This is a genomic window from Pedobacter sp. AC464 (genome assembly GCF_979253075.1).
On record NZ_CEEDBV010000002.1, the window covers coordinates 904,111 to 928,525 of the forward strand.

A 24,415-nucleotide genomic window follows, 5' to 3' on the forward strand; every position below is an offset into this window, starting at 1 on the left:
GCTCGTCGGGCTCATAACCCGAAGGTCGCACGTTCGAGTCGTGTCCCCGCTACCAAATTGAGTGACGATTTTAGATTTTAGATTTTTTTTAAATCGTACTTCTAAAATCGTAAATCAAATGGCCCGTTCGTCTAGGGGTGAGGACGCCAGATTTTCATTCTGGAAACAGGGGTTCGATTCCCCTACGGGCTACGAAAAAGCATTAACCTTGGGGTTGATGCTTTTTTTATATATAATCATTTCTAAAGATTTTCCTCCATTTTTCCTGGTTGCAAGTTGCCATAAATTTAGGTGACTATAATTTTAAACCGAATCGATTTTCCTGGCAAGATGGCCTTCGAATGCGGCTTCTGTTACCGTTTTATAAAATATTTACAAAGTTTACATCTTTATTTACAATCCAAAATGTATTGCAGAAAGGCTATCAACGTAGATTTGTTCTATAAATTCTGAAGGAAATGAAAATTAAAAAAACTGTAATCTATGCGCTGATGGTATCAATGGTGATAATAAGCGGACTTGTGTTTGCCAATCGTGAAATTAAGGGAGTAGACAGGCCTTTATCTGATAGTTCTAACAACGCCAGCTTGAATGAACGCAAAAGATGGGAAGCATCGCCAGACGGTATAAAATATAAAAAATGGGACGCATCGCCCGAAGGCAAGAAAGTACACGCCAGCAACGATAGAATAAAGCACTATTTAAAAAATTTTGAAAACATGGAGGCCGTGGTAAAGTCTGTTACTTTTTCGCGTCAGGGTGCCAAATCATCTTCACCAAAATGGCTCATTGTTGAGATTGATGGCGCAACATATATGATGCAATTTACCCTGAAAGAGTTTCGGCAATTGAGTAGCCTGAAAGTTGACGAAAAAATAATTGTACGCAGCCACAGTGCCGGCTTTTCGCCCAATCATCCATACCTAATCGTATCGGGCGACTATATTGAGCAAAATAAAAAAGTGATTTTTAAACGCGACTTTAATAAAAATAATGGCTGTTAAGCTCTTTATTGACTGGTATTTGCAAAGGTCTTGGAACACTTTTCATAAGCGTCGCCCCTACTTGTTGCAGCGAAAAGCATTAATCTTTTGGTTGATGCTTTTTGCTAAATGCCACCATTTTTTACAACAGCGACAGTTACCATTAACTGACCCACATGACGCATTGTGTGTTCCGCCCCATGCACAAGTAAACCTATAACTGTAGATGGCAAACCTGCACGGCCAATGCCCCTGAAATCGCCGAAGGTGGATTCATAGGTAACCTTAATTTGCGCTAATGCCACATCAACCTGTTTGTTAAACCTCCCAACTAAATCTGAGACCGTATAGCCGGTTGGCGAATCATTACCTTCTTCTGCAAGTTGCTCAAATTGAAATTCGGAAAGTTTTTCATTCCTTGCATAAGTAAAAACCCGGTCTAAAACTCCACTTAAATGCTGCAAATGAAAACCGGTAGAAGCCATACCGGCAGGACGATGCCAAAGCAATTCGACAGGAAAAGCGATCATATATTCATTAACCTCTTCTCTTGCCTGCAATAACGCATGGGCAATTGGCTGTAAAACCGGTAATATATCGGGCAATGGACCACGCTGCCAAACTTCTAATTTCTGAGCCATTTTAATTCTAAATTTTTGCTACCCAAATATTAGCGTTATAGAAAGAATAAAAATCAGCCATAGCGACAAAATTGCTACAAAATAAGGTTTTGTAAAGGCTTTATTCTTCTTTGCCCCCGCCACAGAGGTTACTCCGAAAAAAAATTCTAAAACTAACTCGATCATAACAATTTTTAAACTAAGATACTAAAAATGAAAATGTTGTTACAAAAATTGTCATTTTTAATTGTCTCATTCTATCCCTTAGTTTGTCTTAAGCTAACCGATCGTAACTTAGGTTTATCAATTAGCTTTGTTTCAAGCCTAGAATATATGAAAACTATACTAAACAAAGAAAATAGAGCAGAAATATTAAACAGAATTTCAAGCTTAAATAAAAACAACGAACCACTCTGGGGGAAAATGAACATTTACCAAATGCTTAAACATTGTGTTCTTGCGGAAGAAATGTATTTAGGAAAAACACGGTATAAAAGAACATTTTTAGGTTTGCTCCTTGGCAAAATGATGTTAAAAAAGATGCTTAAAGATGGTCCAATGGAGAAAAACGCACCGACTAGCGCTCACTTTATAATTCGAGAAACTGAAGGCGTTGCAGATACAGAGAAACAAAACTGGATTTCGCTGATTAAAGAATATGAATTTCTGCCGGACTATACCCTCAATCACTGGTTTTTTGGTAAAATGACTAAAGAACAAATAGGATACTTTGTATATAAACATGCTGATCATCACCTTCGTCAGTTTAACAACTAAAATAAATCCTTATCCATGAACAGGTTAACCTACAAAATAATTATTTTTATGCTAGTAGAATCACTCTTATTTTTATGGTCTACGCCTTTAAGTGCGCAGAACACTGCGGAGATGAAACAATCGATGAGTGCAGGTTATGCCCCTGTAAACGGAATCAAAATGTATTATGAGGTTTATGGAGAAGGCAATATCCCTCTGATATTAATTCATGGCGGCGGCTCAACAATCGAAACCTCTTTTGGAAACTTTTTGCCTTTGCTTCACAACTATGGAAAAATTATAGCTGTGGAGTTGCAGGCACATGGCCGCACCACTGACCGTAATAAGCCGGAAACCTTTGAGCAGGACGCAGATGATGTGGCCGCTTTAATTAAATTTTTAAAACTGGAAAAAGTAAATATTTTAGGTTTCAGCAATGGTGGTACCACCACATTACAAATCGCAATCAGGCATCCTGAAGTGGTAAATAAAATTGTTACGATCTCAGCGAGCTACAAACGCGATGGATTAATAAATGGTTTCTTCGACGGCATGAAAAATGCCAGTTTGGACAACATGCCAGCACCCTTAAAAAAGGGATTTTTAGACGTAAATCCGAGCGAAAAAGGATTGCAGACAATGTTTGAAAAAGACAAAAACCGGATGCTTAACTTCAAAGATTATGATGACGAAGCAATAAAATCTGTTAAAGCTAAAGCATTATTTATCGTTGCTGATAATGATGTAGTAACCATCGAACACACGGCAAAAATGTCGCATATGGTTTCAGGGTCGCAGCTTGCAGTTTTACCAGGTGTTCATGGCTCGTGTATTGGCGAAGTTTGTGTGAACATTGAAGGAAGCAAAATACCTGAAGCGACTTCACTCCTGATAAAAGAATTTCTGAATGAGCAACATTAACCGGCAGGCAAGTTAATATGATAACGTTATCGGAAAAAATAAGATACCTAGGCTTCCTAAAAGCATTAGCCGAATTACTGAATTTTAACAGCTTTGACTAAATAACCATTGCTCCTGTTATTTGGATCATGAACTACGGTAGCATCTATTAAAACTTTTGCGGCGTATTGAGGGTCTGATTGAAATTTGGGCGCTAATGCCAATACCTCTTCTAACTGTTTCTTCACTAAATCATTATCAGCCCTTAGTACGTAGCTTCCATAAAAAAATGTTTGCTTATCGAGGCGTAATGCCAAACCTGTTGAGAAAAGCCTGTTGCTCTTCAATGAAATATTAAATGGTTCGTTCCCTGAATAAATTTCCTTATTAAGCACTTTCACAAACTTATACCACCTGCTTGGGCCATCCATTGGTGCAACATCGGGTATGTAAATTTCGGCGCTCACCTTGTAAGTATAGCCCAGTTCGCGTTCGTCAAATCCCTCCAGATAAGTATCAACAGGCGTTTTTGCCGGCAAATTAAAAATCATTTGTGCATCTGCGGTAGCATAATGATCAACAAATAATTCGACGACCTTACCGTTTTCAGAATTCTTTTTGCACCCGATGGATAGCAACACTAAAAGTACAAGAGGAAGATAGCGCATAACTTATTTTTTTGACTGTAACGTTAGAAGATTTAAAAACGCTACTTCGAACATACATATTTTTTTCCAAGCCGTTGTGCACAATTTAGAATCTTCACCATCAAAAAGTTACGCGACTAACAAGTTGTTAATGATGGTTTAAATTATATTTGTTTGGCAAAACAAAATTTTATCCAGGTTTTGGTTTGCATCCTTAAACCAAATCTATTCCCATATGATTAAAAAACTTTACGCATTAGCGATGCTTGCACCACTATTTGTTTGCGAAACTACGTACGCACAAGTTGCCCCTGCAGGTGCAAGAACGCAAACAGTAGCGCCCGCAACAAGCATTTCTGCCTTCACCAAAGATTTCAAAAAACAGGAAGGGTATTTTAATTTCTATTACGATGAAAAATCTGGAAAAGTGTTTCTGGAAATTTCTGCCTTTGATAAAGATTTCTTGTACTTCAGTTCGTTAACGGATGGAGCCGGAAGAAATGCGGAGCGTGGTGGGGCATCTACAGATGTTGCCCGTTTCATAAGGGTTGGTCCGAAAGTTTTTTTGCTTGAACCTAATCTGGCTTACCGTGCAGGGAATGGCAATCCTGATGAAGTAAAAACTGTTGAAGGATCATTTGCGAAATCAGTTATTTGGGGCTTTGCGCCTGTTGCAATAGAAGGTGAGAAGGTTTTAGTTGATTTAACGCCTTTCATCATTCGTGATAGTCAGAATATTGGCGGTACCATTGGTGCGCCTGCTTCTTCTGGTGGTGCAGGCGGAAGAGGCGCAGCAAGTGGCGGAGGAACGTATCGTGTAGATGAAACACGCTCGGCAGTATATCTGCCTAATACAAAAAACTTCCCAAAAAATACAGAGTTTGAAGCTATGCTCACCTTCACGGGTGGCGCACCAAGCGGAAGAGGCAACATAGCGCCCGACGCAAACGCGGTAACTGTCAGAATGCATCAATCTTTCGTCGAACTACCTGATAACAACTTCAAACAACGGAAATTTGATCCCCGTTCCAGTTACCAGCTTTTCAGTTACACTGATTTTTCTGCGCCAATGTCCGAACCGCTTGTTAAGCGCTTTACCAGAAGACATCGCCTGGAAAAAAAAGACCCGAACGCGAAAATGAGTGAGGCGGTTAAGCCAATTGTTTATTATATTGATAGAGGTGCGCCGGCGCCGATAAAAAAAGCATTAATTGAGGGTGGTGCCTTTTGGAATGAAGCTTTTGAAGCCGCTGGTTATAAAAATGCTTTTCAGGTAAAAGAATTACCGGAAGGTGCTGACCCAATGGATATCCGTTACAATGTTGTAAACTGGATTACCAGGGCCGGAAGCCCGAGGGCCTTCTCCTACGGTTCTTCTTATAGCGACCCAAGAACAGGTGAGATTATTAAAGCTGTGGTAACTTTGGGTTCCGACCGCCACCGCCAGGATTATTTAATTGCCGAAGGTTTATTGCAACCTTACACAGATGGCAAACCAGTAAGCAAAGCGATGGAAGAGATGGCAATTGCCCGGATCAGACAATTATCAGCGCATGAAATTGGCCATACACTTGGTTTAAACCACAATTTTGCAGCGAGCCCGAAAGAGCGGGCCTCCGTAATGGATTACCCGTTTCCGCGTATCAAACAAAAAGCTGATGGTAGCATTGATTTATCTGATGCCTATGCAAAGGAAATTGGGAGCTGGGATAAAAGGGCAATAATTTGGGGTTACAGCGATTTCCCGAAAGGGGCAGATGAAAATGTCGAACTGGATAAAATTATGAACGAAACCTTAAAACAGGGGTTTCAGTACATTCCCGATATCGGTGGCTACACACATCCAAATGCAAACCAATGGGAAGACGGCGAAAATACCATTGCCGAACTGAACAGGTTAATGAAAATTCGCAGACAGGTTTTAGATAACTTTTCGGAGAAGGCTATTGTTAAAGACGCACCAATGGCTACACTACAAGAGGTTTTAGTGCCGATTTATTTATTGCACCGCTACGAAATTGAAGCCGTAGCAAAAAACATTGGCGGCTTATACTTTACACATGCCGTAAAAAACGATGGACAGAAACCTACGAAAATGGTAGATCCTTCGCAGCAATGGGCTGCTTTTGATGCATTGCTTGCAACTGTTAGCCCAGAGGCCTTAGCTCTACCTGAAAGCCTTATACAAAAAATTCCGCCCCGCCCTTCCGGCTATCCCGCATCTGCTGAAACCTTTAGCGGCTACACGGGCCCAACATTCGACCCGATTGCTACCGCAGAGGCTGCGGCGAATGAGACCATTTCGTCGTTGTTAAATCCGGAGCGGGCATCACGTTTAGTCGAATATAATTCACGCGATTCAGAACAACCTGGCTTAATTGCCGTTGTCGAAAAATTACTGTCGAAAACCTGGCGAGCAGACCTTTTACCTGGCTATAAAGGCCAGTTGCAAGTTATGGTGAATAACCTTACGCTTAAATATTTGCTCCAGCTCGCTGCCAACAGTCGTGCTTCAGAAAGTGTTAGAGGCGAAGCGCTTCTGGAAATATCCGAACTAAAATCCTGGATGAACGGAAAGCTAAGTGCTGCTGAGCCAAAGCGGAAGGCAAATATTTTATATGGACTGTCGCAAATTAGGGCGTTTGAAGAGTCGCCCGCCAAATTTCAGCCAGAACCAGCACAGGTAATGCCGCCGGGTGCGCCAATTGGTATGGGTAGCATGGATTTTACCGAAGATTGGAAATAGCAGAAATATTAATGAAAGCATCAATCAGAAATGCCTGGTGCTTTCATATATTAGGTAATCATCCAATCATCCGTGGCTGAAATGCCCCCGTCTGTCCAGATCCATTCTATTTTTTGATAGGAGAATGATACCTCTTCATACTCGTTAAATTTTGCAAGTTCAGGGTCTTTAACGTTAGGCATAACAAACCGAATGTTGCTAACTCTCGCATTCGTAAGGATTACCGTGTATTTCTGTATTTCGGCTCCAGCGCCGGCAACTTTAGCAGACGGCCCCCAGAACTCCAGTCTCCACTCTGTTATATTTTCATTGGTTGCCAAAGCATTATACAAAAGAGGAGAAGATCTATCGAGCTCCTTAGTGATAACAAAACGGGAATGAATTTTCCGCCCAACCGCCACAGCGCTTGCCGAACTTGTTGGCGTACTTAATTGATGGCTGGCTGCAATAACCAAAATCTTATCTTCTCTGCCTTTGATGGTCACCGATCCTTTTATCAGGCCAGACCTTTTACCTTTAATTGTTAAAAATGCGTTGAGCGCCATAATGCCATTGTTATCGTGAACATAGAAGTTAACCAAATAAATATACTGATTATTAATGCTTTGCACAAAATAACTTATTGCAAATCCTGCGATTAGAGCCTTTCTAAATTAGAATGAAATTATGTTAGCACAAGCTATTGTTCTAAGTTTGCAGGTAAACAAAACATAATTATGTCCAAAACAAAACTTACAATTAACAATAACGGTTCGGTTAAAATAGAGGGCGATTTCGAAATCGTAGATAGAAATGGCAACGAATACGGCTTGCAAGGCAGAACTATTGTTTCGATTTGCAGATGCGGACTATCCAAGAATAAACCCTTTTGCGATGGTGCACACAACGGCCATTTTGAGCATGAGGCCATTGCTTTTGACCTTCCTCCAAAGAAAGTTTAAAGAGAATTAAGTCGTCATTTCGGCCGCCGCTGCGAAGTGTTTTCACGTTGAAAATTTTGCGATGTGACGAAGGTTTCGCTTAGAGATTTAGAAACTGAATGCCAACCGAAATGACGACTATTTATGCCTTAATGAAAGTTCCTGGGGGCATTATTTATTCCGCATCGTAGATAATTACTTTTTCGAATAAGCTGCGGAACTCATCTAAAAATGCTTTGTGTATTTCGTGAACCTGGTAAACATCGTGTGCAGCCAAATCTTCAAAAAACAAAACCAAACTGAAAGAATAAGTGCTATCTACAACTGCACGCTCAATTGGTGCAGGTATGCCAATATGGAATGTTTTTACAACTTCAATATTTTCCAGACTTTCTAAACCTTTGCGAAAAGCGGCTTTTTGTTCATTACTTGTATCGGCTTTAAGCCAGAATAAAACGTGATGTGCTATCATAAATATATTTTTTTCAAATATAATGATAAGCCAGATTTAAAAGCGTTTTAAGTCGAACTACCTTCCAAAATGCAAATTTTCCAATTTTTTCATATTCCAGTTTAAGGTTCGGATAATGCCAAATTGCGTGTTTTCTCAGTTTCGTAATTAGCGCAATTATTAAGCTCATCTGTTTCTCCGGAACCTTTATTAGTGTTTTGCTGTTAAGATGTTAGTTAACCTAAAAATCAGAAATAATGGCTAAAGAAAAAAAGAAAACAGGCAAGAAAAAAGGTGGCAAGAAGAAGGATAAGAAAAAGAAGAAAGGCGTTAAAAAAAATAAGCTGGGCGTGAAAAATTCACTTGTCAACAATATCAACGCCCGCAAGAAAAAAGGGAAATCGCGATCGAAAAAGAAATCCAAAGTTAGTAAGAAAGCTTATAAAAAGATGCAGAAAGGCTGGAAGAAATAATCTCCAGTCCTTTCTCTGCGAAAAATCTTTTAAATGTCAATAAATTCTATCGGATAAGAATTAGCTTAAATTATGCATTATATTTGTAAGGTAAACTTATAAGTTTTACTTACAACTATGAGCATAGAAAAGAGCATAAAAATTGCATCAGAACTTCGGCCTGTACTCGCGAGGCTAAATCGAAAACTGCGCAAATTATCTCCGTCTAATACCGCTTTGTCTCAAACCGAACGTTCAGTTTTAGTTTTGCTGGAACAGCATGAATATCTGCTTTCTGCAGAACTCGCTGTGTTGGAAAAAATCACACCGCAGAGCATGGGTGCTTTGTTAAATCACCTTGCCGAACTTAAGCTGATTTCTAAAACTGCATCTGAAAACGATAGGCGGAAAATACACATTTCGTTATCTGCCAGTGGAAAAGAAATGCTGGAACAGGTTAGGCATGAACGCGATGAATGGTTGGGTAAAACCATTGCAGAAGTTTGCACAGAAAATGAACAATTAATTTTAAAAGAAGCTATAGGTCCTTTAACAAAACTGGTTAATTTTTAATCAAATGGCCTTGAATTATGAAAATAAGTACATTTAATGCTTTTAAAAGTAGAAATTATCGCCTCTATTTTGGCGGACAATCCGTTTCGTTAATCGGAACCTGGATGCAAAAAACCGCCGTAAGCTGGGTAGTTTACGAGCAAACGCATTCCAATTTTATGCTAGGGCTAACGCTGTTTGCAAGTTTATTTCCCTCGTTTATTTTTTCATTCATCGGTGGTGTCGCGTCAGACAGGTACAACAGGTATAAACTCTTATTGATAACGCAAATCGCATCAATGGTGCAGGCGATTTTAATGACGATATTAATTTTCTCCAAACACTACGAAATGTGGCAAATCATTGCACTAAGCGCATTTTTGGGAATGATAAATGCTTTTGACGTTCCGGCAAGACAATCGTTGGTTTACGAAATGGTTGATAATAAAGAGGATTTACCAAATGCCTTAGCCCTCAATTCATCAATGGTAAACCTATCAAGGCTCATCGGCCCCGGACTGGCGGGCTTAGCATTAGAGAAACTTGGTGATGACGTGTGTTTTGGCTTAAACGCAGTGAGTTTCATCGCAGTTATTGGCTCATTACTGATGATGAGGCTACCAAAATATGTTGAAAAACCACACACCAAAAATATTATCGGTGAACTTAAGGAGGGTTTTGCCTACATCAAACAAACCCCTTCCATTGCTCATGTTTTAACCATGCTTGCGCTGATAAGTTTATTTGTTTTACCATTTAGCACACTCATTCCGGTTTATGCTAAAGATATTTTCCGCGGAACAGCTTCAACATTTGGTGTAATAGATAGCGTAATCGGATTGGGAGCCTTTACGGGCGCTATATTCCTAGCTTCGCTTAAACCCGGCCGAAACCTTCGAAAAATACTGGCCATAAACACTTTAATCTTTGGAGCGGGCTTAGCCTTGTTTTCGCACACCACCTTGTATCCGGTAGCTTTAATTTTTGCAGCCATTTCAGGTTTCGGTATGATGTCGCAAATTACAATTAGCAATACTTTAATTCAAACCACGGTTGACCCAGATATGCGTGGCAGAGTTATCAGCTTTTATGCAATGGCCTTTTTCGGTATGCAACCACTGGGCGGTTTGTTAATTGGTAGCGTATCCCAATTGGTGGGCACACAAAACACAGTGCTGTTTCAAGGCGCAATTGCTTTTCTAATCGGCATCATATCTTACAGGAAATTATATAAAGGAGAAATTAAAAACCTAAAGCCCGTTAAGCCGGTAAGCGAACTCGTTTTGGAAAAAGTATAAACGATAGCTCAAAAAAATTGCGCCATCGCCTGGAGTGGTTTTGAACTAAGCTAAACTACAAGGCTAGGCTATTTATAGCTGAGTATTTTTATGTTCATGTTGTTTTTTTAATTAAACGTAGCTATTTTTACTATCAAAAGGATACTACTTTCCAAAAGGATAGCGGTATCGTTTCGGAAAGCCATTAACTTTGAGTATGCCTTTTAAAAAAGAACAACACAGTAAAGAAAGTTGCAATACCCACCTAAATGCCGTTAAAGACGCTTTATATGTTTTGAACGGAAAATGGAAACTGCCTTTAATTTTAGCCCTGCAAAACGGCCCGCTCCGTTTCAACGAAATACAAAAATCACTCGGAGAGATTACACCGAAAATTTTATCGAAGGAATTAAAAGATTTGGAGTTAAATGAGTTTTTAAACCGCAAAGTTTTTTCTACAACACCAGTTACCGTTACGTACGAATTGACAGCATACAGCGCCAGCTTAGAACGGGTAATTGATGAACTCAGAATTTGGGGAACGCAACACCGTGAAAGATTGGTGAACCATAGAAAAACCGACTATCATATGAAAGAGGTGGCAACTTAAATAGCGGGCAGTCAGACTTTATTGCCAGGAAAAGATTGGCAAACAAAAGGTTTTGGGCCACCAGGATAAAAGTTTAAATCTGGTATTAACATGATTATCTGTAATATCGGTTATCTTTGTTCAAAATTTTAACAATGGCGGTATTACATAGAAAAGAAGAAAAAATTCAGGCAGTGTTGGGCAGGTTGCCTAAAAAATATACAGACGAACAATTTGTTGAGCAGTTTATTAAACTTTACTCTAAAGATTGGGGAAAAATTAAATCGGCTTACATTAAACAATCGCAGGATAAAGAACCTGGAACGGTAATTAACATGCCTAAGCCAGAAGTTTATCTGAAACAGGTTTTGGCTAATTATTTGCAGCAAGCCGATGCGCCTAAAGTTGCTGAATTGAATGAGGAAGTTGTAGCAGAGCAGCCAGCTGTAGAGTTGAAGAAGGCCAAAGCGCCTGCAAAGAAAAAAGAGGTTGTTGCAGAAGCCATTACTGCTGAACCTAAAAAGAAAGCACCCGCTAAAAAGAAAGTAGAAGCTGTTGAAGAACTTGTTACTGAAGTTAAAAAAACTAAAGCACCAGCAAAGAAAAAAGCCGAAGTTGTTGAAGAAGTTCCTGCTGTTGAGAAAAAACCAAAAGCCGCAGCAAAAAAACCTGCAGCAAAAAAATAAAAAAATTCGATTCGATATAATAAATCTGCTTTTTGGTTGTTTATATATCTGAGAGCGTTAATTTAGATGACGGGGATGGGTCGGTATGATTTATCCCCGTTCCTTTTTTTAGGCTTTACCTAAACACACACTCAAGCGCATAAAAAAAGCCGCCAATTACTTGGCGACTTAACAATTAAACTAACCTAAAGTCTATTTATCGATCATTTTATAATATCGAACGTAATCAACTTCCATTGCTTGTGGCCAGATGGAATCATCTACACCTTGAGCGCCACCCCAATCGCCACCAACAGCAACATTCAACAGCAGGTGAAATTTTTTATCAAATGGCCAGGCTTTATAACCTGTTCCTTCATTTGCAAATTCGAAAACCTTAACATCGTCATAGTAGCCCCGCACTGCGTAAGGCGTCCAATCAACCCGGTAGAGGTGAAAAGCTGAACTTGCCCCGTCGATTTTTTTAGTGATGGTTTTCTGAGTATTAATTTTAAAATAATAGGCTTCGGTGTGTGTACTGAAGTGAACATTATCCTGGTCGTAACCTACGTGCTCCATAATGTCGATCTCACCAGACTTTGGCCAATCGCCGTAAGCTCGTTCTGTTGGCAGCATCCAGATTGCCGGCCAGGTTCCTTTACCAAGTGGTAGTTTAGCTTTAATTTCAAAGCGACCATATAGCGCATCCAACTTACCTCTGGTAACCATACGGGATGATGTATAACGCATACCACCCATGCTTTCCTTTTTAGCGGTGATGGTTAAGAGTCCGTTAGCTACGCTCGCATTATTTGTTGTGCCGGTATAATACTCAAGTTCGTTATTACCCCATCCGCCTCCACCAGTATCGTAATCCCAGTTACTTGACAATGGTGCACCACTATTTGTAAATTCGTCTGCCCAGGCAGGAGTGGTTTCAAAACTCCAGCTTTTATCTACGGGTGTAACCACAACTGGCGGCACATAAACCGGTCCGCCAGCGTCTGTCCCTTTAGAACATCCGCCTATTCCAACTACTACAATCGCGAAAGCTGAAACAATTTCTTTCTTTAAGTACTTCACTGAATCCCTCATTTTTAAAAATTTAAACAGCAGTTTGCAGGTATGGCAAACTGCTGTTGTTTAGCACTATTTAAATTCAAAATCGTCAATATAGAATATACCCGGGTTTGGATGCCCTTCGCCGCCTAACTGTACAACAATTTTATCGTATAATGTTTGGCTGGCAGAGGCTGAATAATCAAATTCTAACTGCACCCACGTATTATATTGCGATGCCGCTATAGTTTTAACAATTTCGATTTGCGTAGTGTAAGCATTTGCCCCCAATAATGAATTCTGCAACTTAACAGAAACGGTTGGCGCAACTTTAGTAAAATCATTTCCTCCCGGGATGAACACCTTTAACCTGATCTTATTTTTCGCGGTTAAATCGAAACGGTAAGGCATGGTAATATTAATGTTTCCATACTGGCCATCGTTACCTGTTCTTTTCTCGTAGTAAGCTACTTTTGATGAAGTATTTACAGGGAATCTTGCAGGGTTATCATAACTTCTGTTGAAATCCATGTTTTCGGCCAGCCAGGCCATGCCCGTTGCAGTCTGGAAATCATCTGATAGATTGGCCGCCTGTATTGGTTTTTGTACCGGTGGCACGATTGGCCTCACGTAGCCTTTTCTAATTAACTTCAGATACCAGGCATTTCCTGCGTTAGATTTATCTCCACATCTTAACCACATTTCATCCGCGGTAAGCGATAAAATCTGATAAGAAGAAACGCCAAGATAATATGAAATGAATCCGTTGTTACTTAAATTGATGTATTTTACACCATTTACATCATTTAAAATCCAGGTTAAATTTGTCGGGGCCGTATAATTAACCGTCGGGTCGTTACTTCCTGTTGGGCCGCCAATGCCCGGCGCATTTGATGCGTTGGCAAAAGTGGTTCCATTATTAGCGTAAGTATATTTTACCGAAGATGCGCCCATGGCAAAAGTCATTTCGTCATCGTAAAAACCTAATCCGGCTTTCTCATTTGGCCCAGCCTGGTACCAATCCGGCGTTTGCGAAGTTATCGGACCAACGCCCAGGTGGCCAGGTTGCGTTTGATCTATAACCCAGGTTTTACCGGCGGCATTCGATAAGCCCCCAGAGAGCAGTGTATAGGCGGGGTCGCTTAGCATGCTTGTATTGGTTGTTGCAATGGTAATGGTTTTGGTTGTTGAAACCGAACCACCATCTGCCAAAACAGTTAACTTTACAGTGTAGGTACCCGCAATTGGGTACGATGACTGAACATCGTTTCCGTCAGCGCTTGCGCCGTTTCCGAAATCCCAATGTGCGTTGATTCCATTGTATGCACTTTTGAAACTAACAATATTCGGGTTGGTAGCCGTTGGCGTAGAAGTGAACTGAATCTCTGCCGCGGTTGGCGGAATACCAATGTCTTTGGTGGTTTCGCTCTTTTTGCAGGAAACCATAATGCTAAGCACTAAACCCAGACTAAGCAGGATTGATGCTTGTTTTTTATTTTTAAATAATTTCATGTCAAATGCTGATTAATTATAACCTGGATTTTGTTTAATACCACCTTTAGTTACTTCAATTTCGTTTAGTGGAATTGGAAGGTACTCGCTTTTACCAGCCTTAAAGCCTTGCGAACCTAGCACTGCTACGGCTTTACCTGTTCTAACTAAATCGAAAAACCGGTGACCTTCAGTAGCTAATTCTAACCTGCGTTCTGCATAAACATTATCAAGCGTAGCCGGAATTGATGCTAACCCTACTCGTGCTCTTACTGCATCCAGCAACTCTTTTGCACGGCTTGCGCTACCGCCACTTCTTAATAAGGCCTCGGCCTGCATTAAATAAGTATCTGCCAAACGAATCTCAATTTCATCAATCGGCCAGTTTTGCTCTGCAACACCGCTTGCCGAACGGAATGCTTTTAATGGCGCATATTTTTTGATGAAATAATCTGTATTCTGATAACGGCCGTTGTAGGTTGCACCGGCTGCTTTTAATGCAGCACCGTCGATAATCGTTGCCGCAAAGCGAGGGTCATTTTTCATTACGCCAACCAAATCAAGTGTTACCGGACAAAAGCCCCACCCGCTCGAATATGTATCACCGTTATAGCTATCCATACCCACAAATTGGGTACCCACATTCCCTTCACCACCATTTATGTAACCCCAATCAGACCAGGCTGCATTATTTGAGTGCGGAATTTCCAGAATTGCCTCTGCATTGAACTTATTAGCCGGATTAAAGATATCAGCATAGTTTGGCAGCAACGAGTAACCATACGGATTTCCAACGCGGTTTACGTCTTCAAATAAAGTAGCGGCTTCAGTCATTTTCGCATTGTCATTTTGATACAATAAAACCTTGCCCAACTGCGCTTTTGCCGCACCTTGAGAAATTCTTCCCTTCTCGCCCGCCGAAATGGTGGCTGGCAATCCTGGAATTGCATCCCTTAAATCTTTCTCAATTTGAGCGTAAATTTGAGCCGGTGTAGATTGAACCTGCGTATAAAGTTCGCTGGTTTCTAAAACTTTGGTAATTAAAGGAACATTACCGAACCATCTTACCAAATCAAAATAAAAATAAGCCCTTAAAAACTTCGTTTCAGCAGTAACACGGGTTTTAAAAGCGGCACTTAGCGTTGTAGCCTTTTCAATTTTGCTCAAAATAACATTTGCCCGGTTTATGCCACTGTAGTTTTTATTCCACAAACCAACCTGCGGACCAACACTCGAGTTCATGTTAAAATTATCATACGCCACCCAGTTCGGCTGGTCGGAAGCATTACTTCCGCCTGCAAAGCAATCATCAGATGCGGCACTTAACAAAGGCATTTTCATGGTGTAGCCACCTGTTGTACCCCACTGCGTAACATCATACACAGCAATTACGCCCTGCATAACCTCAGTTTCATTTTTATAAAAGTTATCTTCAAGAGCTGTGCCGCGTGGCGTTAGCTCCAAATAATCCTTCTTACACGAAACAAAAACAACCATGACAGCAACTATTGCCATCAGGCTTTTAATATTTTTATTGTTCATCTTTTCCAATAATTAAAAACCAACATTTAAACCGGCAAAGAAGGTTCTTGCCTGCGGATAGAAACCGCGGTCAACACCATAACTTCCACCACCAATTTCCGGATCGTAACCTGTGTATTTTGTAAATGTTACCAGGTTATTCGCCATTACATAAAACCTTACTTTATCTAAACCAGCCTTAGCAACCAACTTTTTAGGCAGCGAATAACCTACCTGCAAAGTTTTGATTCGGAAATAAGAACCACTTTCAAGGAAAATACTCGAAACGCGACTGTAGTTTTGGTTCGTATCATCCAAAGTTACCCTTGGTATGGTATTGCTCGTTCCCTCACCTGTCCACCTGTTTAAGATTGCAGTGGTATAGTTTGCAGTTGGTAAATCGAATCTTCTTAATGCATTAAAAATCTGATTACCAGCTACGCCCTGCCCAAGAACGATTAAATCGAAACCTTTGTAAGCAAGGTTAAATGTCATTCCATAAGTAAAATCAGGGGTTGGGTCTCCAATAATCTGGCGGTCATCGTTATTGATCTGACCATCACCATTTAGGTCGATAAACTTAATATCACCAGGTTTTGCATTTGGTTGAATAAGGGCACCACTCTGGCTTTTATAGTTATTAATTTGCGATTGATTTTGGAATAAACCATCGCTTTTGTACCCGTAAAACGAACCAATTGCATTCCCAACTTTGGTACGTGTAATTTCCAATGCCTGAGGTGTAACTGTTTGGCCGCCAAGGTATTCTTTATCATCACCTAAAAAGTCGATGTTGTTTTTAACGAATGCCCCATTTGCATTAACCTTTAAAGAAAATTCGCCAATTCTTTTTGTGTAACCAAGTTCCAGTTCGAAACCTCTGTTGGATAAATCAGCGATGTTGCCGATAGGACCAGCATTACCGACATAACCTGGTACAGCAATTTGAAGCAACATACCTGTGGTTTTTTTCTTGTACCAATCTGCTGTTAAGGTAAAATTGCCAAAAAGGCTCATGTCAACACCGATATCGGTTGATGAAGTTTGCTCCCATTTCAAATCAGGGTTTGAAAGTGCGTCAGGACTTACACCATTATTTAAACCGGCAGATGTACCTAAAGTAAAGTTCCTGCCACCGCTAACGGTAGATAAGTACCTGAAATCTCCAATATTATCATTACCCACAACTCCGTAAGAACCTCTGAATTTTACAAATGTTACGTAATCGTTTTTAGGAAAGAAGTCTTCTCTACTGGCCACCCAACCAACCGAAGCCGAAGGGAAATAACCAAACTTATTATTCGGTCCGAAACGCGAAGAACCATCTCTACGGATAATACCTGTTAAAAGATATTTCTCATCATAGTTGTAAGTTAAACGTGCGAAAGCCGAGTTCAAAGTGTTTAAATATTCACCACCGTAAAAAACATCATTTGCCCTTGATACCGGAAATTGTAGTGAAGCGTCTTTGATGTTATTTACCGGAATGCCATCTTTTGTTCCGCCCTGGGTTTCACCTCTGTTTTTTTGGAATGAGTAACCAATTAAACCGGTAACATTGTGTTTAGCAATCTGCTTGTTATAGCTAATTGTATTCTCCAACGAATAAAAAAGGCCGCGGTTTGATGACCTGTTGTATGAAGTTATTGTTGTTTGGTTAATCGAGTTTAGGTAGTAAATTGGCGTAAAACCTTCACTGCCATAAAAGGCTAAATCTACACCGCCTTGCGACCTTACTTTTAAACCTTTAATAATTTCGGCCTCAACAAAAGCATTAGCAACCACTTTATCCGACCACCCGTTGCCTTGTGCAACTTGTAAAGCCGCAACAGGATTTAAAATTTCCGATTGTGCATATTGTGAAATTCCATAAGGAAAACCGGCTTCGTTTCTAACTACAGGATTGCCAATATAAGGCGCTGCACCATATTTAGCGGGGTCTGTTTCTACAATTGGCGTAATAGGATCGATGTTAATTGCCCTGTTTAATGGAGAACCGTATTCGGTATTTGTACCGACGCCTACAGAGTTTGTGCGGGTATAGCCGATGGTTTGTCCGAATTTTATTGCCTTGGTTAACTGGTGTTCAGAGTTAAAACGGGCTGTAAATCGTTTATACTTAGAGTTACTTGTTGCAACAATACCCTCCTGATCGAAATAACCAAAAGAACTGTAATAGGTAGATTTTTCACCACCACCGCTAATGCTTAACTCGTGATTTTGAATCCTTGCATCATTATTAAAAACAGCAGCCTGCCAATCTGTTCCAACACCATACTGTGAAGGATTTGGAAATCTTGGTGTTGCTAAACCGGGTGTTTTTGCATACTCAGCCTCGTTATAAATAGTAGCATACTGCGTAGCATTTAACAAATCTAATTTTCTTGATGGTGCTTGTGTTCCTAAATAAGTATTGTAGTTAACAGCCATTCTGCCATTCCTGCTACCTTTTTTAGTTGTAATAATGATTACACCGTTGGCAGCTCTGGCACCATAAATCGCACCAGATGCAGCGTCTTTTAAAACTTCGATAGATTCAATATCGGCCTGGTTAAGGTAGTCGATACCACCACCAACCTGCACACCATCTACAATATACAAAGCCTCGCTATTATTAATTGAAGTTGTACCACGAATACGCAGGGTTGCGCCTTCACCTGGCTGGCCAGAGGATGTTGTAATCGTTAAACCCGAAGTACGGCCTTGCAACGATTGCTCTACACGTACAACTGGCATATTCTCTAAATCGGTGCCTTTAACCTGCGAAATTGCTCCCGTAACCACGCTCTTCTTTTGCGTACCATAACCAATAACAACAGCATCGGCAAGTATGCCGGCCTGCGGCGCCAGTTGGATATTTAAATCCCTTCCTGATGTTGCCGCAACTTCTTTATTTTCATACCCGATGTAAGAAACAACAATAATTGCGTTTTCTTCGACAGTTTTTAATATAAAACTACCGTTTACATCTGTAATTGTTCCCTGGTTAGAGCCCTTAACTTTAACACTTGCACCGATTAACGGCGCACCGGTTTCGTCTACAACTTTACCTCTTACATCTGCATAGGCACGGAGCAACAACGGCGAGCCATCTATTGCCTTTTTGTGTATAATAATGGTGTTGTTTTTTATCGTGTAGCCGAGTGGCTGCTCGTTAAAAATTTGCCTCAGCGCTTCTTTTATATCCGTATTTCTTATATCAATAGTTACCAGTTTAGCTTCTTTTAAAAGTTCGGTATTGTATAAAAAGCTGTAGCCAACGCTTTTATTCAGTTTTCGAAAAACACTTAGTAAGCTTGTATTTTTTTCTGAAAGTGTTACGTTTTGAGCTTTCGCAGCGTAACTTATTTGAAGAAACGTAGTGATTAATAAGACAAAAGTCAATTTCATAATCAACAATAATTTAGATAGCCTGCCCTTAGGGTTGGGCAGCCATTCAGTATAAAAATTCATATATTTGGTTATTAGGTTTAGAATAGTTGTATCTCACAATTTTACGATTAAACAAAAGCCCTAATTTATGCCGGGAGCGTTGCCGCGCTTCCGGTTTTTTAGTCATACTTCCGCCTAAATAATCGTCGTAACCGATAATAGAAAGTATAGGTTAAGGCATAACTAAAATCCTCCTTCCTTCAATTTTAAAATGAACATCGCCGGTTGTCTGCAGGGTTTCTAAAACTTCGTTCACACTGTTAAACCTCGAAATTCGACCGCCAAAAAGCTTATCCATTTTTGCGCCGCGGTATGATATTTCTACATCATACCAGCGGGAAATTTTATTCATAATTGTTTGTAAATTTTCGTCGTTAAAACTAAAAAAGCCGTCTTTCCAGGTCACAGCATCTTCTGCATCTACATTGCGCACCAATACCGCCGGCGTAGATGCTGCAATTACAGATTGCTGCCCAGGTTTTAAAATATTCGACGTGGATGAGCTAAGGTTTACAATACGCACTTTACCTTCCAGCAAAGTTGTTTTATTATTCGGCTCGTCTTTATAGGCGTTAATGTTAAAATGCGTTCCAAGAACTTCCACTTGCTGCTTTCTTCCTTCGCCAAGCTCGCTGTTCACCTTAAAAGGCACACGCTTGCCTTTTTTATCGTTCAGTTTTGCAACTTCAAAATAAGCTTCTCCGGTTAATTCGACCCGTCTTTCTTCGCTGTTAAAAGCCGCCGGATAACGTAAAGATGATTGTGCGTTGAGCCAAACTTTTGTACCATCAGGCAAATTAATTTGATATTGGCCACCGCGGGGCGTTTCAATGGTATTAAATAAGTTTTCCTTTTTAGCCGAATTTGAAGAAACGATAGAATAGACAAGCTCGCCGTTTTTTGTTTTTGTAATCTTTATCCCGGCTTGCTTGGCAATAACACCGTTGTTGGCATCCGTTAATGATATTTTGGAGCCATCAGCTAACGTTAAAGTTGCTTTATTGCTCCCTGGTTTTATTGCTTCGGTTTTGTTGCTGCCCAAAGTTTGGCTGGCAAACTGTTTTTTAAATTGATTATTAACTATGAAACCGATAAAAAACAATACCACTGCCGCAGCGGCAACTTTTAACCAGGCAACACGCTTTAAGGCTGGTTTTATTTCGGTTCGTTCTTCAATAGCCTGCCAAATTTGGTTTTTGGCTTCAATTATATCTTCGTGCTTTAAATCAGATTGTTTTTCCGAAAGCGCTGCAAGGTGCCAGGATTCTACCAAAGCTTTTTCCTGCGCGGTACAACGTCCATCCCTGTATTTTTCTAAAAGTTTTTCAACTTCTGGGTTATTCATCACTATAATATATTTGGCTAATTAAATACAAGTAGGTTAACAAACACCCAGGTAGTAGAACATTGAAAAATAAATTTCAATTGGCGCAAAAAGCCAGCTTAACTGGTCGGTGCTAAACTGCTGCTTCTTATTTTTTTGGAGCGCAAGGCTTTTGCGTTTAACAAAGCTGGTTCCCGTTTTCCGCTTTACTCCGCAAAAACAGCCGAAATGGCTGTTGCTACGTGTTCGCTGCAACCGGGGCTAATTTGCAAAGACGGTGTTCCATTTTAAATGGTTTGCAAGGCGCAAAACCTTCGTTTATAAACCTGATAGAGCGGAATAGCCCGCAGCGCAGCGAGGACTATAAGCGATAGCAGGAATGCAAGCAGCCAAGAGCACTGCCATACATTTCCAAACCATCTTTAAAATTTTAATTAAATGAATCTGAAAATTTAATAAAAAACCTGCTTAGGTCTTATTTTTTTTGGAGCGCAAGGCTTTTGCGCTTAACAAAGCTGGTTCCCGTTTTCCGCTCTACTCCGCAAAAACAGCCGAAATGGCTGTTGCTACGTGTTCGCTGCAACCGGGGCTAATTTGCAAAGACGGTGTTTCATTTTTAAATGGTGTTGAGCGCATAAATCCTTGGTTCTTAAACCGGATAGAGCGGAATAGCCCGCAGCGCAGCGAGGACTATAAGCGATAGCAGGAATGCAGGCTGCCAAAAGCACTGCCATACATTTCCAAACCATTTTTAAAATTTTAATTAAATGAATCTGAAAATGTAATAAAAACCAGCTAGGGCTTTACACAAACGGGTATACCGCTATCGAATTAGCAAAATGGCTGCAATTGAGATAAAAGAGGTAAGCTTTAAGCGAAGAACCTTAAGGGCGTTGCTCATTTGCTTTTTTACGGTCTTATCTGACAGATGAAGAATTTCTGCAATTTGTTTTTGCGAAAGATGTTGCTGCCTGCTCATTTCGAAAATTTGCCGCATTTTGGGTGGTAATAAACTCACCTCTTTCTCTATTATTGATGCGAACTCTTTCTCCCGGATATAATCATCAGTTATGCAATCGCCACGTTCTGCAAAGTTTTCCAGTGAGCGCAAATAGTTTGATTTCGACTTATTTTTATCGAGCCAGTCGAACACCTTGTAACGTACCGCTGTGTATAAATAAGCAGATAACTGAGCTTTGATTTTTATACCCGGATTGCTCCACAAATAAACAAAAATTTCCTGCACAATATCTCTCGCGTCTTCCTTATCAGTAACCAGTTTGCAGGCATAAATGTATAGCAAACCATTAAAGCGCTCGTATATTTCTTCGAAAGCAAACTTATCTCCAGCCTGCGTAAGTTCGAAAAGTTCGTTGTCTGTTAATGGTTTATAGTGAAACATCTGGTTAGAATGATTAAACGAATGTAAGAATTAGTTTAAGTTAAATCCTAACAAAATTTTGCATCGCGTATTTATTTAAAACGTTTTAACAACGTTTATCAGCAACTTTCACACAGGTTTGTAATCTTAAATTTAATATTGGTATATCGGGAAAAGCCGATATATATTTGCATCATGGATCAGGTAGAAATATTTAAAGCTTTATCAAATAAAACCCGCTTGCAGATTTTAAATTGGTTAAAAGATCCGGCTTTAAATTTTCCTGAGCAACCAAACGCCGATTTTGAAAATGTTGGTGTTTGCGTTGGGCAAATTCAAATTAAAGCCGGCTTATCTCAGAGTACAATTTCCGAATACCTTGCCATTTTACAGCGGGCAGATTTGGTTTCAGCAACCCGTGTTGGCCAGTGGACTTATTACAAGCGCAACCAGGAAGGCATAGCGCAATTAAGCAAAATCATTAACTCAGAATTATAAATTTTAACAATATGAACACAGATAGTTTATTCAGACCATTTAATCTGAAAACATTAAATACAAAAAACAGAATCGTAATGGCGCCAATGACGCGTTCGTTCTCGCCAGATGGTATACCAACAGCCGATGTTGCAACTTACTATGCAAAACGGGCAGCGGCCGAGGTTGGCTTAATTTTGTCGGAAGGTACTGTGATAAACAGGCCATCATCGTCTGCAGACCCAAACATTCCACATTTTTATGGCGAAAAGGCATTGTCAGCCTGGCAAGATGTAATCAATGGTGTTCATGCAGAAGGCGGCCAAATGGGCCCTCAAATCTGGCACCAGGGCATTCATGCAAACCACCCATCGGGCTGGTTGCCGGGCACACCTTTCGAAGGGCCATCAACCTTTAACAGCCCGGGTTTTGAGAACGGCGTGGCCATGACGGATGCTGCAATTGCAGATACGATTGCCGCTTTTGGTCAGGCTGCTGCAGATGCAAAGGCACTGGGTTTTGATACAGTTGAAATTCACGGAGCGCACCAATATCTGATAGATCAGTTTTTTTGGGATGCTACCAATAACCGCACAGATATTTGGGGTGGTAAAACACTTGGCGAACGCACCCGTTTTGCTGTCGAAGTAATAAAAGAAGTTCGTAAAAGAGTTGGCGAAGATTTCGCTCTAATCATCAGACTGTCGCAATTTAAACCCTCGGCTTACGATTATAAACTGGCTAAGAATGAAAGCGAAATGGAGCAATGGTTAGCGCCGATGGTTGATGCCGGAATAGATATTTTTCACTGTTCGCAACGTCGTTTCTGGGAACCGGAATTTGAGGGCTCGGACTTAAACTTTGCTGGCTGGGCTAAGAAAATTACCGGTAAAGCAACAATTTCTGTAGGTTCAGTTGGGTTAGACGGTGATTTCTTTGGTGCATTTGCCGGCCAGAGTTCTCAGCCTAGCTCTTTAGATGAGTTGGTACGCAGAATGGATAGAGGCGACTTTGATTTGGTTGCCGTTGGCCGCCCATTATTGGCTGACCCACAATGGGTAGAAAAAATTAAAGCGAACAGAACCGACGAACTTCAGGGCTTTACTAAAGAAGCTTTGGCACAATTGGTTTAAATAGTTAAACATTATAAAGGCATCTCCGTTGGGGGTGCCTTTTTTTTGTGCCTTAAATAACGTGTGCGGACGAGGCTTGCAACTAAGCTTTCAAGTTTTTGCAATGACGGGTTTTAAACTTTTTACTTAAATTCACAGCATCAAACAAAAAACGATATGTCGAACATTAAACTGATTATAGATGAACGCCCGGCTAACATTGGCAATTTTATGGTTGGCAGATTGCTGCCATTCAGAGAAAAAAGAATGGTTGGCCCTTTTTCCTTTATAGACCATATGGGCCCGGCGGCTATGAGCGACCACGAAAATCTGGATGTTCCGCCTCATCCCCACATCGGCCTGTCTACCTTAACCTTTTTGTTTGAAGGCGAAATTACACACAAAGATTCTTTGGGGAACAATGTGGTTATTAAACCTGGCCAGGTAAACTGGATGACATCGGGTAGTGGAATTGTTCACTCAGAAAGAACACCTGAGCATTTAAGGCATACAGATAAAATGCTTCATGGTTTACAAATCTGGGTTGCGTTGCCGAAAGCTTTAGAACAAATGGAACCTGAGTTTTTTCATGTTGAAGAAAAAGACATTCCACATTGGGAAGAAAACGGCTTACAGTTTAAGTTAATTGCTGGCGAAGCCTTCGGGAAAAAATCTGCCGTTCCGGTTTATTGTCCGCTTTATTTTATCGAGATTAAAAGTACAGCGAGGCAAAAAGTTAACATCGGCGAACACCTTTTCGGCGAAAGCGCTTTATACATTTTAGAAGGCGCCATAGCAAGCGAGGGAAATGTTTTCGAGCCAAAACACATCCTTATTGCCAACGATGCGAAGTTGTGTGAATTCGAAATGCTCGAAAACTCAACAATTTACATTTTTGGCGGCGAACCTTTCCCGGAAGAACGTTTTATGTACTGGAACTTTGTAGCTACCGACAGGGCTTTAATTGAGGAAGCCAAAACCAAATGGCTTAACCAAAGTTACAAACCTGTACCCGGCGAAACAGATTTTGTGCCTTTACCTACACAAAGCATCCGTTAAG

At 40.5% G+C, this 24,415-nt stretch carries 23 protein-coding genes and 1 tRNA gene; 14 read left to right on the forward strand and 10 right to left on the reverse strand.

What is annotated here, in order from left to right:
• The first annotated feature begins 120 nt into the window (after positions 1-120).
• Both AC0IWT_RS14690 and AC0IWT_RS14695 read left to right on the forward strand, forming a co-directional pair.
• Positions 121-192 (forward strand) — tRNA-Glu (locus AC0IWT_RS14690).
• Between the two features lie 266 nt (positions 193-458).
• A complete protein-coding gene (locus AC0IWT_RS14695) occupies positions 459-1,004 on the forward strand; it encodes a hypothetical protein (protein WP_471797724.1) in 546 nt (181 codons plus the stop codon).
• A gap of 104 nt (positions 1,005-1,108) precedes the next feature.
• Here AC0IWT_RS14695 and AC0IWT_RS14700 read toward each other — a convergent pair whose 3' ends face one another.
• Entirely contained in the window at positions 1,109-1,624 is a 516-nt protein-coding gene (locus tag AC0IWT_RS14700) for a DinB family protein (protein WP_471797725.1), read from the reverse strand.
• A gap of 192 nt (positions 1,625-1,816) precedes the next feature.
• Between AC0IWT_RS14700 and AC0IWT_RS14705 the strand changes: the two genes are divergently transcribed.
• Entirely contained in the window at positions 1,817-2,380 is a 564-nt protein-coding gene (locus tag AC0IWT_RS14705) for a DUF1569 domain-containing protein (protein WP_471797726.1), read from the forward strand.
• Positions 2,381-2,428: 48 nt separating this feature from the next.
• A complete protein-coding gene (locus AC0IWT_RS14710) occupies positions 2,429-3,280 on the forward strand; it encodes an alpha/beta fold hydrolase (protein WP_471797727.1) in 852 nt (283 codons plus the stop codon).
• 74 nt (positions 3,281-3,354) lie between these two features.
• Here AC0IWT_RS14710 and AC0IWT_RS14715 read toward each other — a convergent pair whose 3' ends face one another.
• Positions 3,355-3,927: a hypothetical protein gene (locus tag AC0IWT_RS14715; protein WP_056869537.1), complete on the reverse strand. Its 573-nt coding sequence runs from the start codon at positions 3,925-3,927 to the stop codon at positions 3,355-3,357.
• A gap of 214 nt (positions 3,928-4,141) precedes the next feature.
• Here AC0IWT_RS14715 and AC0IWT_RS14720 point away from each other — a divergent pair, with 214 nt between their 5' ends.
• Entirely contained in the window at positions 4,142-6,652 is a 2,511-nt protein-coding gene (locus tag AC0IWT_RS14720) for a zinc-dependent metalloprotease (protein WP_471797728.1), read from the forward strand.
• 50 nt (positions 6,653-6,702) lie between these two features.
• Here AC0IWT_RS14720 and tssD read toward each other — a convergent pair whose 3' ends face one another.
• A complete protein-coding gene (gene tssD / locus AC0IWT_RS14725) occupies positions 6,703-7,233 on the reverse strand; it encodes a type VI secretion system tube protein TssD (protein WP_471797729.1) in 531 nt (176 codons plus the stop codon).
• A gap of 135 nt (positions 7,234-7,368) precedes the next feature.
• Here tssD and AC0IWT_RS14730 point away from each other — a divergent pair, with 135 nt between their 5' ends.
• Positions 7,369-7,593 carry a CDGSH iron-sulfur domain-containing protein gene (locus AC0IWT_RS14730; RefSeq protein ID WP_056869535.1) on the forward strand — a complete coding sequence of 75 codons (225 nt, stop codon included), beginning with the start codon at positions 7,369-7,371 and terminating at the stop codon, positions 7,591-7,593.
• A 154-nt stretch (positions 7,594-7,747) separates the two neighbouring features.
• On the opposite strand, the gene AC0IWT_RS14735 is transcribed toward AC0IWT_RS14730, so the two are convergent.
• Complete coding sequence (locus tag AC0IWT_RS14735; RefSeq protein WP_056869534.1) at positions 7,748-8,044, reverse strand: Dabb family protein; 297 nt, start codon at positions 8,042-8,044, stop codon at positions 7,748-7,750.
• 236 nt (positions 8,045-8,280) lie between these two features.
• Here AC0IWT_RS14735 and AC0IWT_RS14740 point away from each other — a divergent pair, with 236 nt between their 5' ends.
• The 5 genes from AC0IWT_RS14740 to AC0IWT_RS14760 all read left to right on the forward strand — a co-directional run bounded on the left by AC0IWT_RS14740 (position 8,281) and on the right by AC0IWT_RS14760 (position 11,579).
• Positions 8,281-8,496 carry a hypothetical protein gene (locus AC0IWT_RS14740; RefSeq protein WP_471797730.1) on the forward strand — a complete coding sequence of 72 codons (216 nt, stop codon included), beginning with the start codon at positions 8,281-8,283 and terminating at the stop codon, positions 8,494-8,496.
• 117 nt (positions 8,497-8,613) lie between these two features.
• Entirely contained in the window at positions 8,614-9,048 is a 435-nt protein-coding gene (locus tag AC0IWT_RS14745) for a MarR family winged helix-turn-helix transcriptional regulator (protein WP_471797731.1), read from the forward strand.
• 17 nt (positions 9,049-9,065) lie between these two features.
• Positions 9,066-10,325 (forward strand): MFS transporter, encoded by a 1,260-nt coding sequence (locus tag AC0IWT_RS14750; protein WP_056869531.1) that lies wholly within the window; start codon positions 9,066-9,068, stop codon positions 10,323-10,325.
• Between the two features lie 196 nt (positions 10,326-10,521).
• Positions 10,522-10,914: a winged helix-turn-helix transcriptional regulator gene (locus AC0IWT_RS14755; protein ID WP_471797732.1), complete on the forward strand. Its 393-nt coding sequence runs from the start codon at positions 10,522-10,524 to the stop codon at positions 10,912-10,914.
• Between the two features lie 134 nt (positions 10,915-11,048).
• Positions 11,049-11,579: a hypothetical protein gene (locus AC0IWT_RS14760; RefSeq protein WP_471797733.1), complete on the forward strand. Its 531-nt coding sequence runs from the start codon at positions 11,049-11,051 to the stop codon at positions 11,577-11,579.
• A gap of 192 nt (positions 11,580-11,771) precedes the next feature.
• On the opposite strand, the gene AC0IWT_RS14765 is transcribed toward AC0IWT_RS14760, so the two are convergent.
• From AC0IWT_RS14765 to AC0IWT_RS14790, 6 genes are all read right to left on the reverse strand, one after another.
• Positions 11,772-12,653 (reverse strand): glycoside hydrolase family 16 protein, encoded by an 882-nt coding sequence (locus AC0IWT_RS14765; protein ID WP_471797734.1) that lies wholly within the window; start codon positions 12,651-12,653, stop codon positions 11,772-11,774.
• 54 nt (positions 12,654-12,707) lie between these two features.
• Positions 12,708-14,129, reverse strand: coding sequence for a PKD domain-containing protein (locus AC0IWT_RS14770; protein ID WP_471797735.1), 1,422 nt, complete (start codon positions 14,127-14,129; stop codon positions 12,708-12,710).
• Positions 14,130-14,141: 12 nt separating this feature from the next.
• Positions 14,142-15,650, reverse strand: coding sequence for a RagB/SusD family nutrient uptake outer membrane protein (locus AC0IWT_RS14775; RefSeq protein WP_056869527.1), 1,509 nt, complete (start codon positions 15,648-15,650; stop codon positions 14,142-14,144).
• Between the two features lie 12 nt (positions 15,651-15,662).
• Positions 15,663-19,019: a TonB-dependent receptor gene (locus AC0IWT_RS14780; RefSeq protein WP_471797736.1), complete on the reverse strand. Its 3,357-nt coding sequence runs from the start codon at positions 19,017-19,019 to the stop codon at positions 15,663-15,665.
• A 214-nt stretch (positions 19,020-19,233) separates the two neighbouring features.
• Positions 19,234-20,406 carry a FecR family protein gene (locus AC0IWT_RS14785; RefSeq protein WP_471797737.1) on the reverse strand — a complete coding sequence of 391 codons (1,173 nt, stop codon included), beginning with the start codon at positions 20,404-20,406 and terminating at the stop codon, positions 19,234-19,236.
• A gap of 802 nt (positions 20,407-21,208) precedes the next feature.
• Entirely contained in the window at positions 21,209-21,787 is a 579-nt protein-coding gene (locus AC0IWT_RS14790; RefSeq protein WP_471797738.1) for an RNA polymerase sigma factor, read from the reverse strand.
• A gap of 174 nt (positions 21,788-21,961) precedes the next feature.
• On the opposite strand from AC0IWT_RS14790, the gene AC0IWT_RS14795 reads away from it, so the two are divergent.
• From AC0IWT_RS14795 to AC0IWT_RS14805, 3 genes are all read left to right on the forward strand, one after another.
• Positions 21,962-22,264: an ArsR/SmtB family transcription factor gene (locus AC0IWT_RS14795; protein ID WP_056869524.1), complete on the forward strand. Its 303-nt coding sequence runs from the start codon at positions 21,962-21,964 to the stop codon at positions 22,262-22,264.
• 11 nt (positions 22,265-22,275) lie between these two features.
• Positions 22,276-23,376 carry an NADH:flavin oxidoreductase gene (locus AC0IWT_RS14800; RefSeq protein WP_471797739.1) on the forward strand — a complete coding sequence of 367 codons (1,101 nt, stop codon included), beginning with the start codon at positions 22,276-22,278 and terminating at the stop codon, positions 23,374-23,376.
• A 156-nt stretch (positions 23,377-23,532) separates the two neighbouring features.
• A complete protein-coding gene (locus tag AC0IWT_RS14805) occupies positions 23,533-24,414 on the forward strand; it encodes a pirin family protein (RefSeq protein ID WP_471797740.1) in 882 nt (293 codons plus the stop codon).
• Position 24,415: the final 1 nt, after the last annotated feature.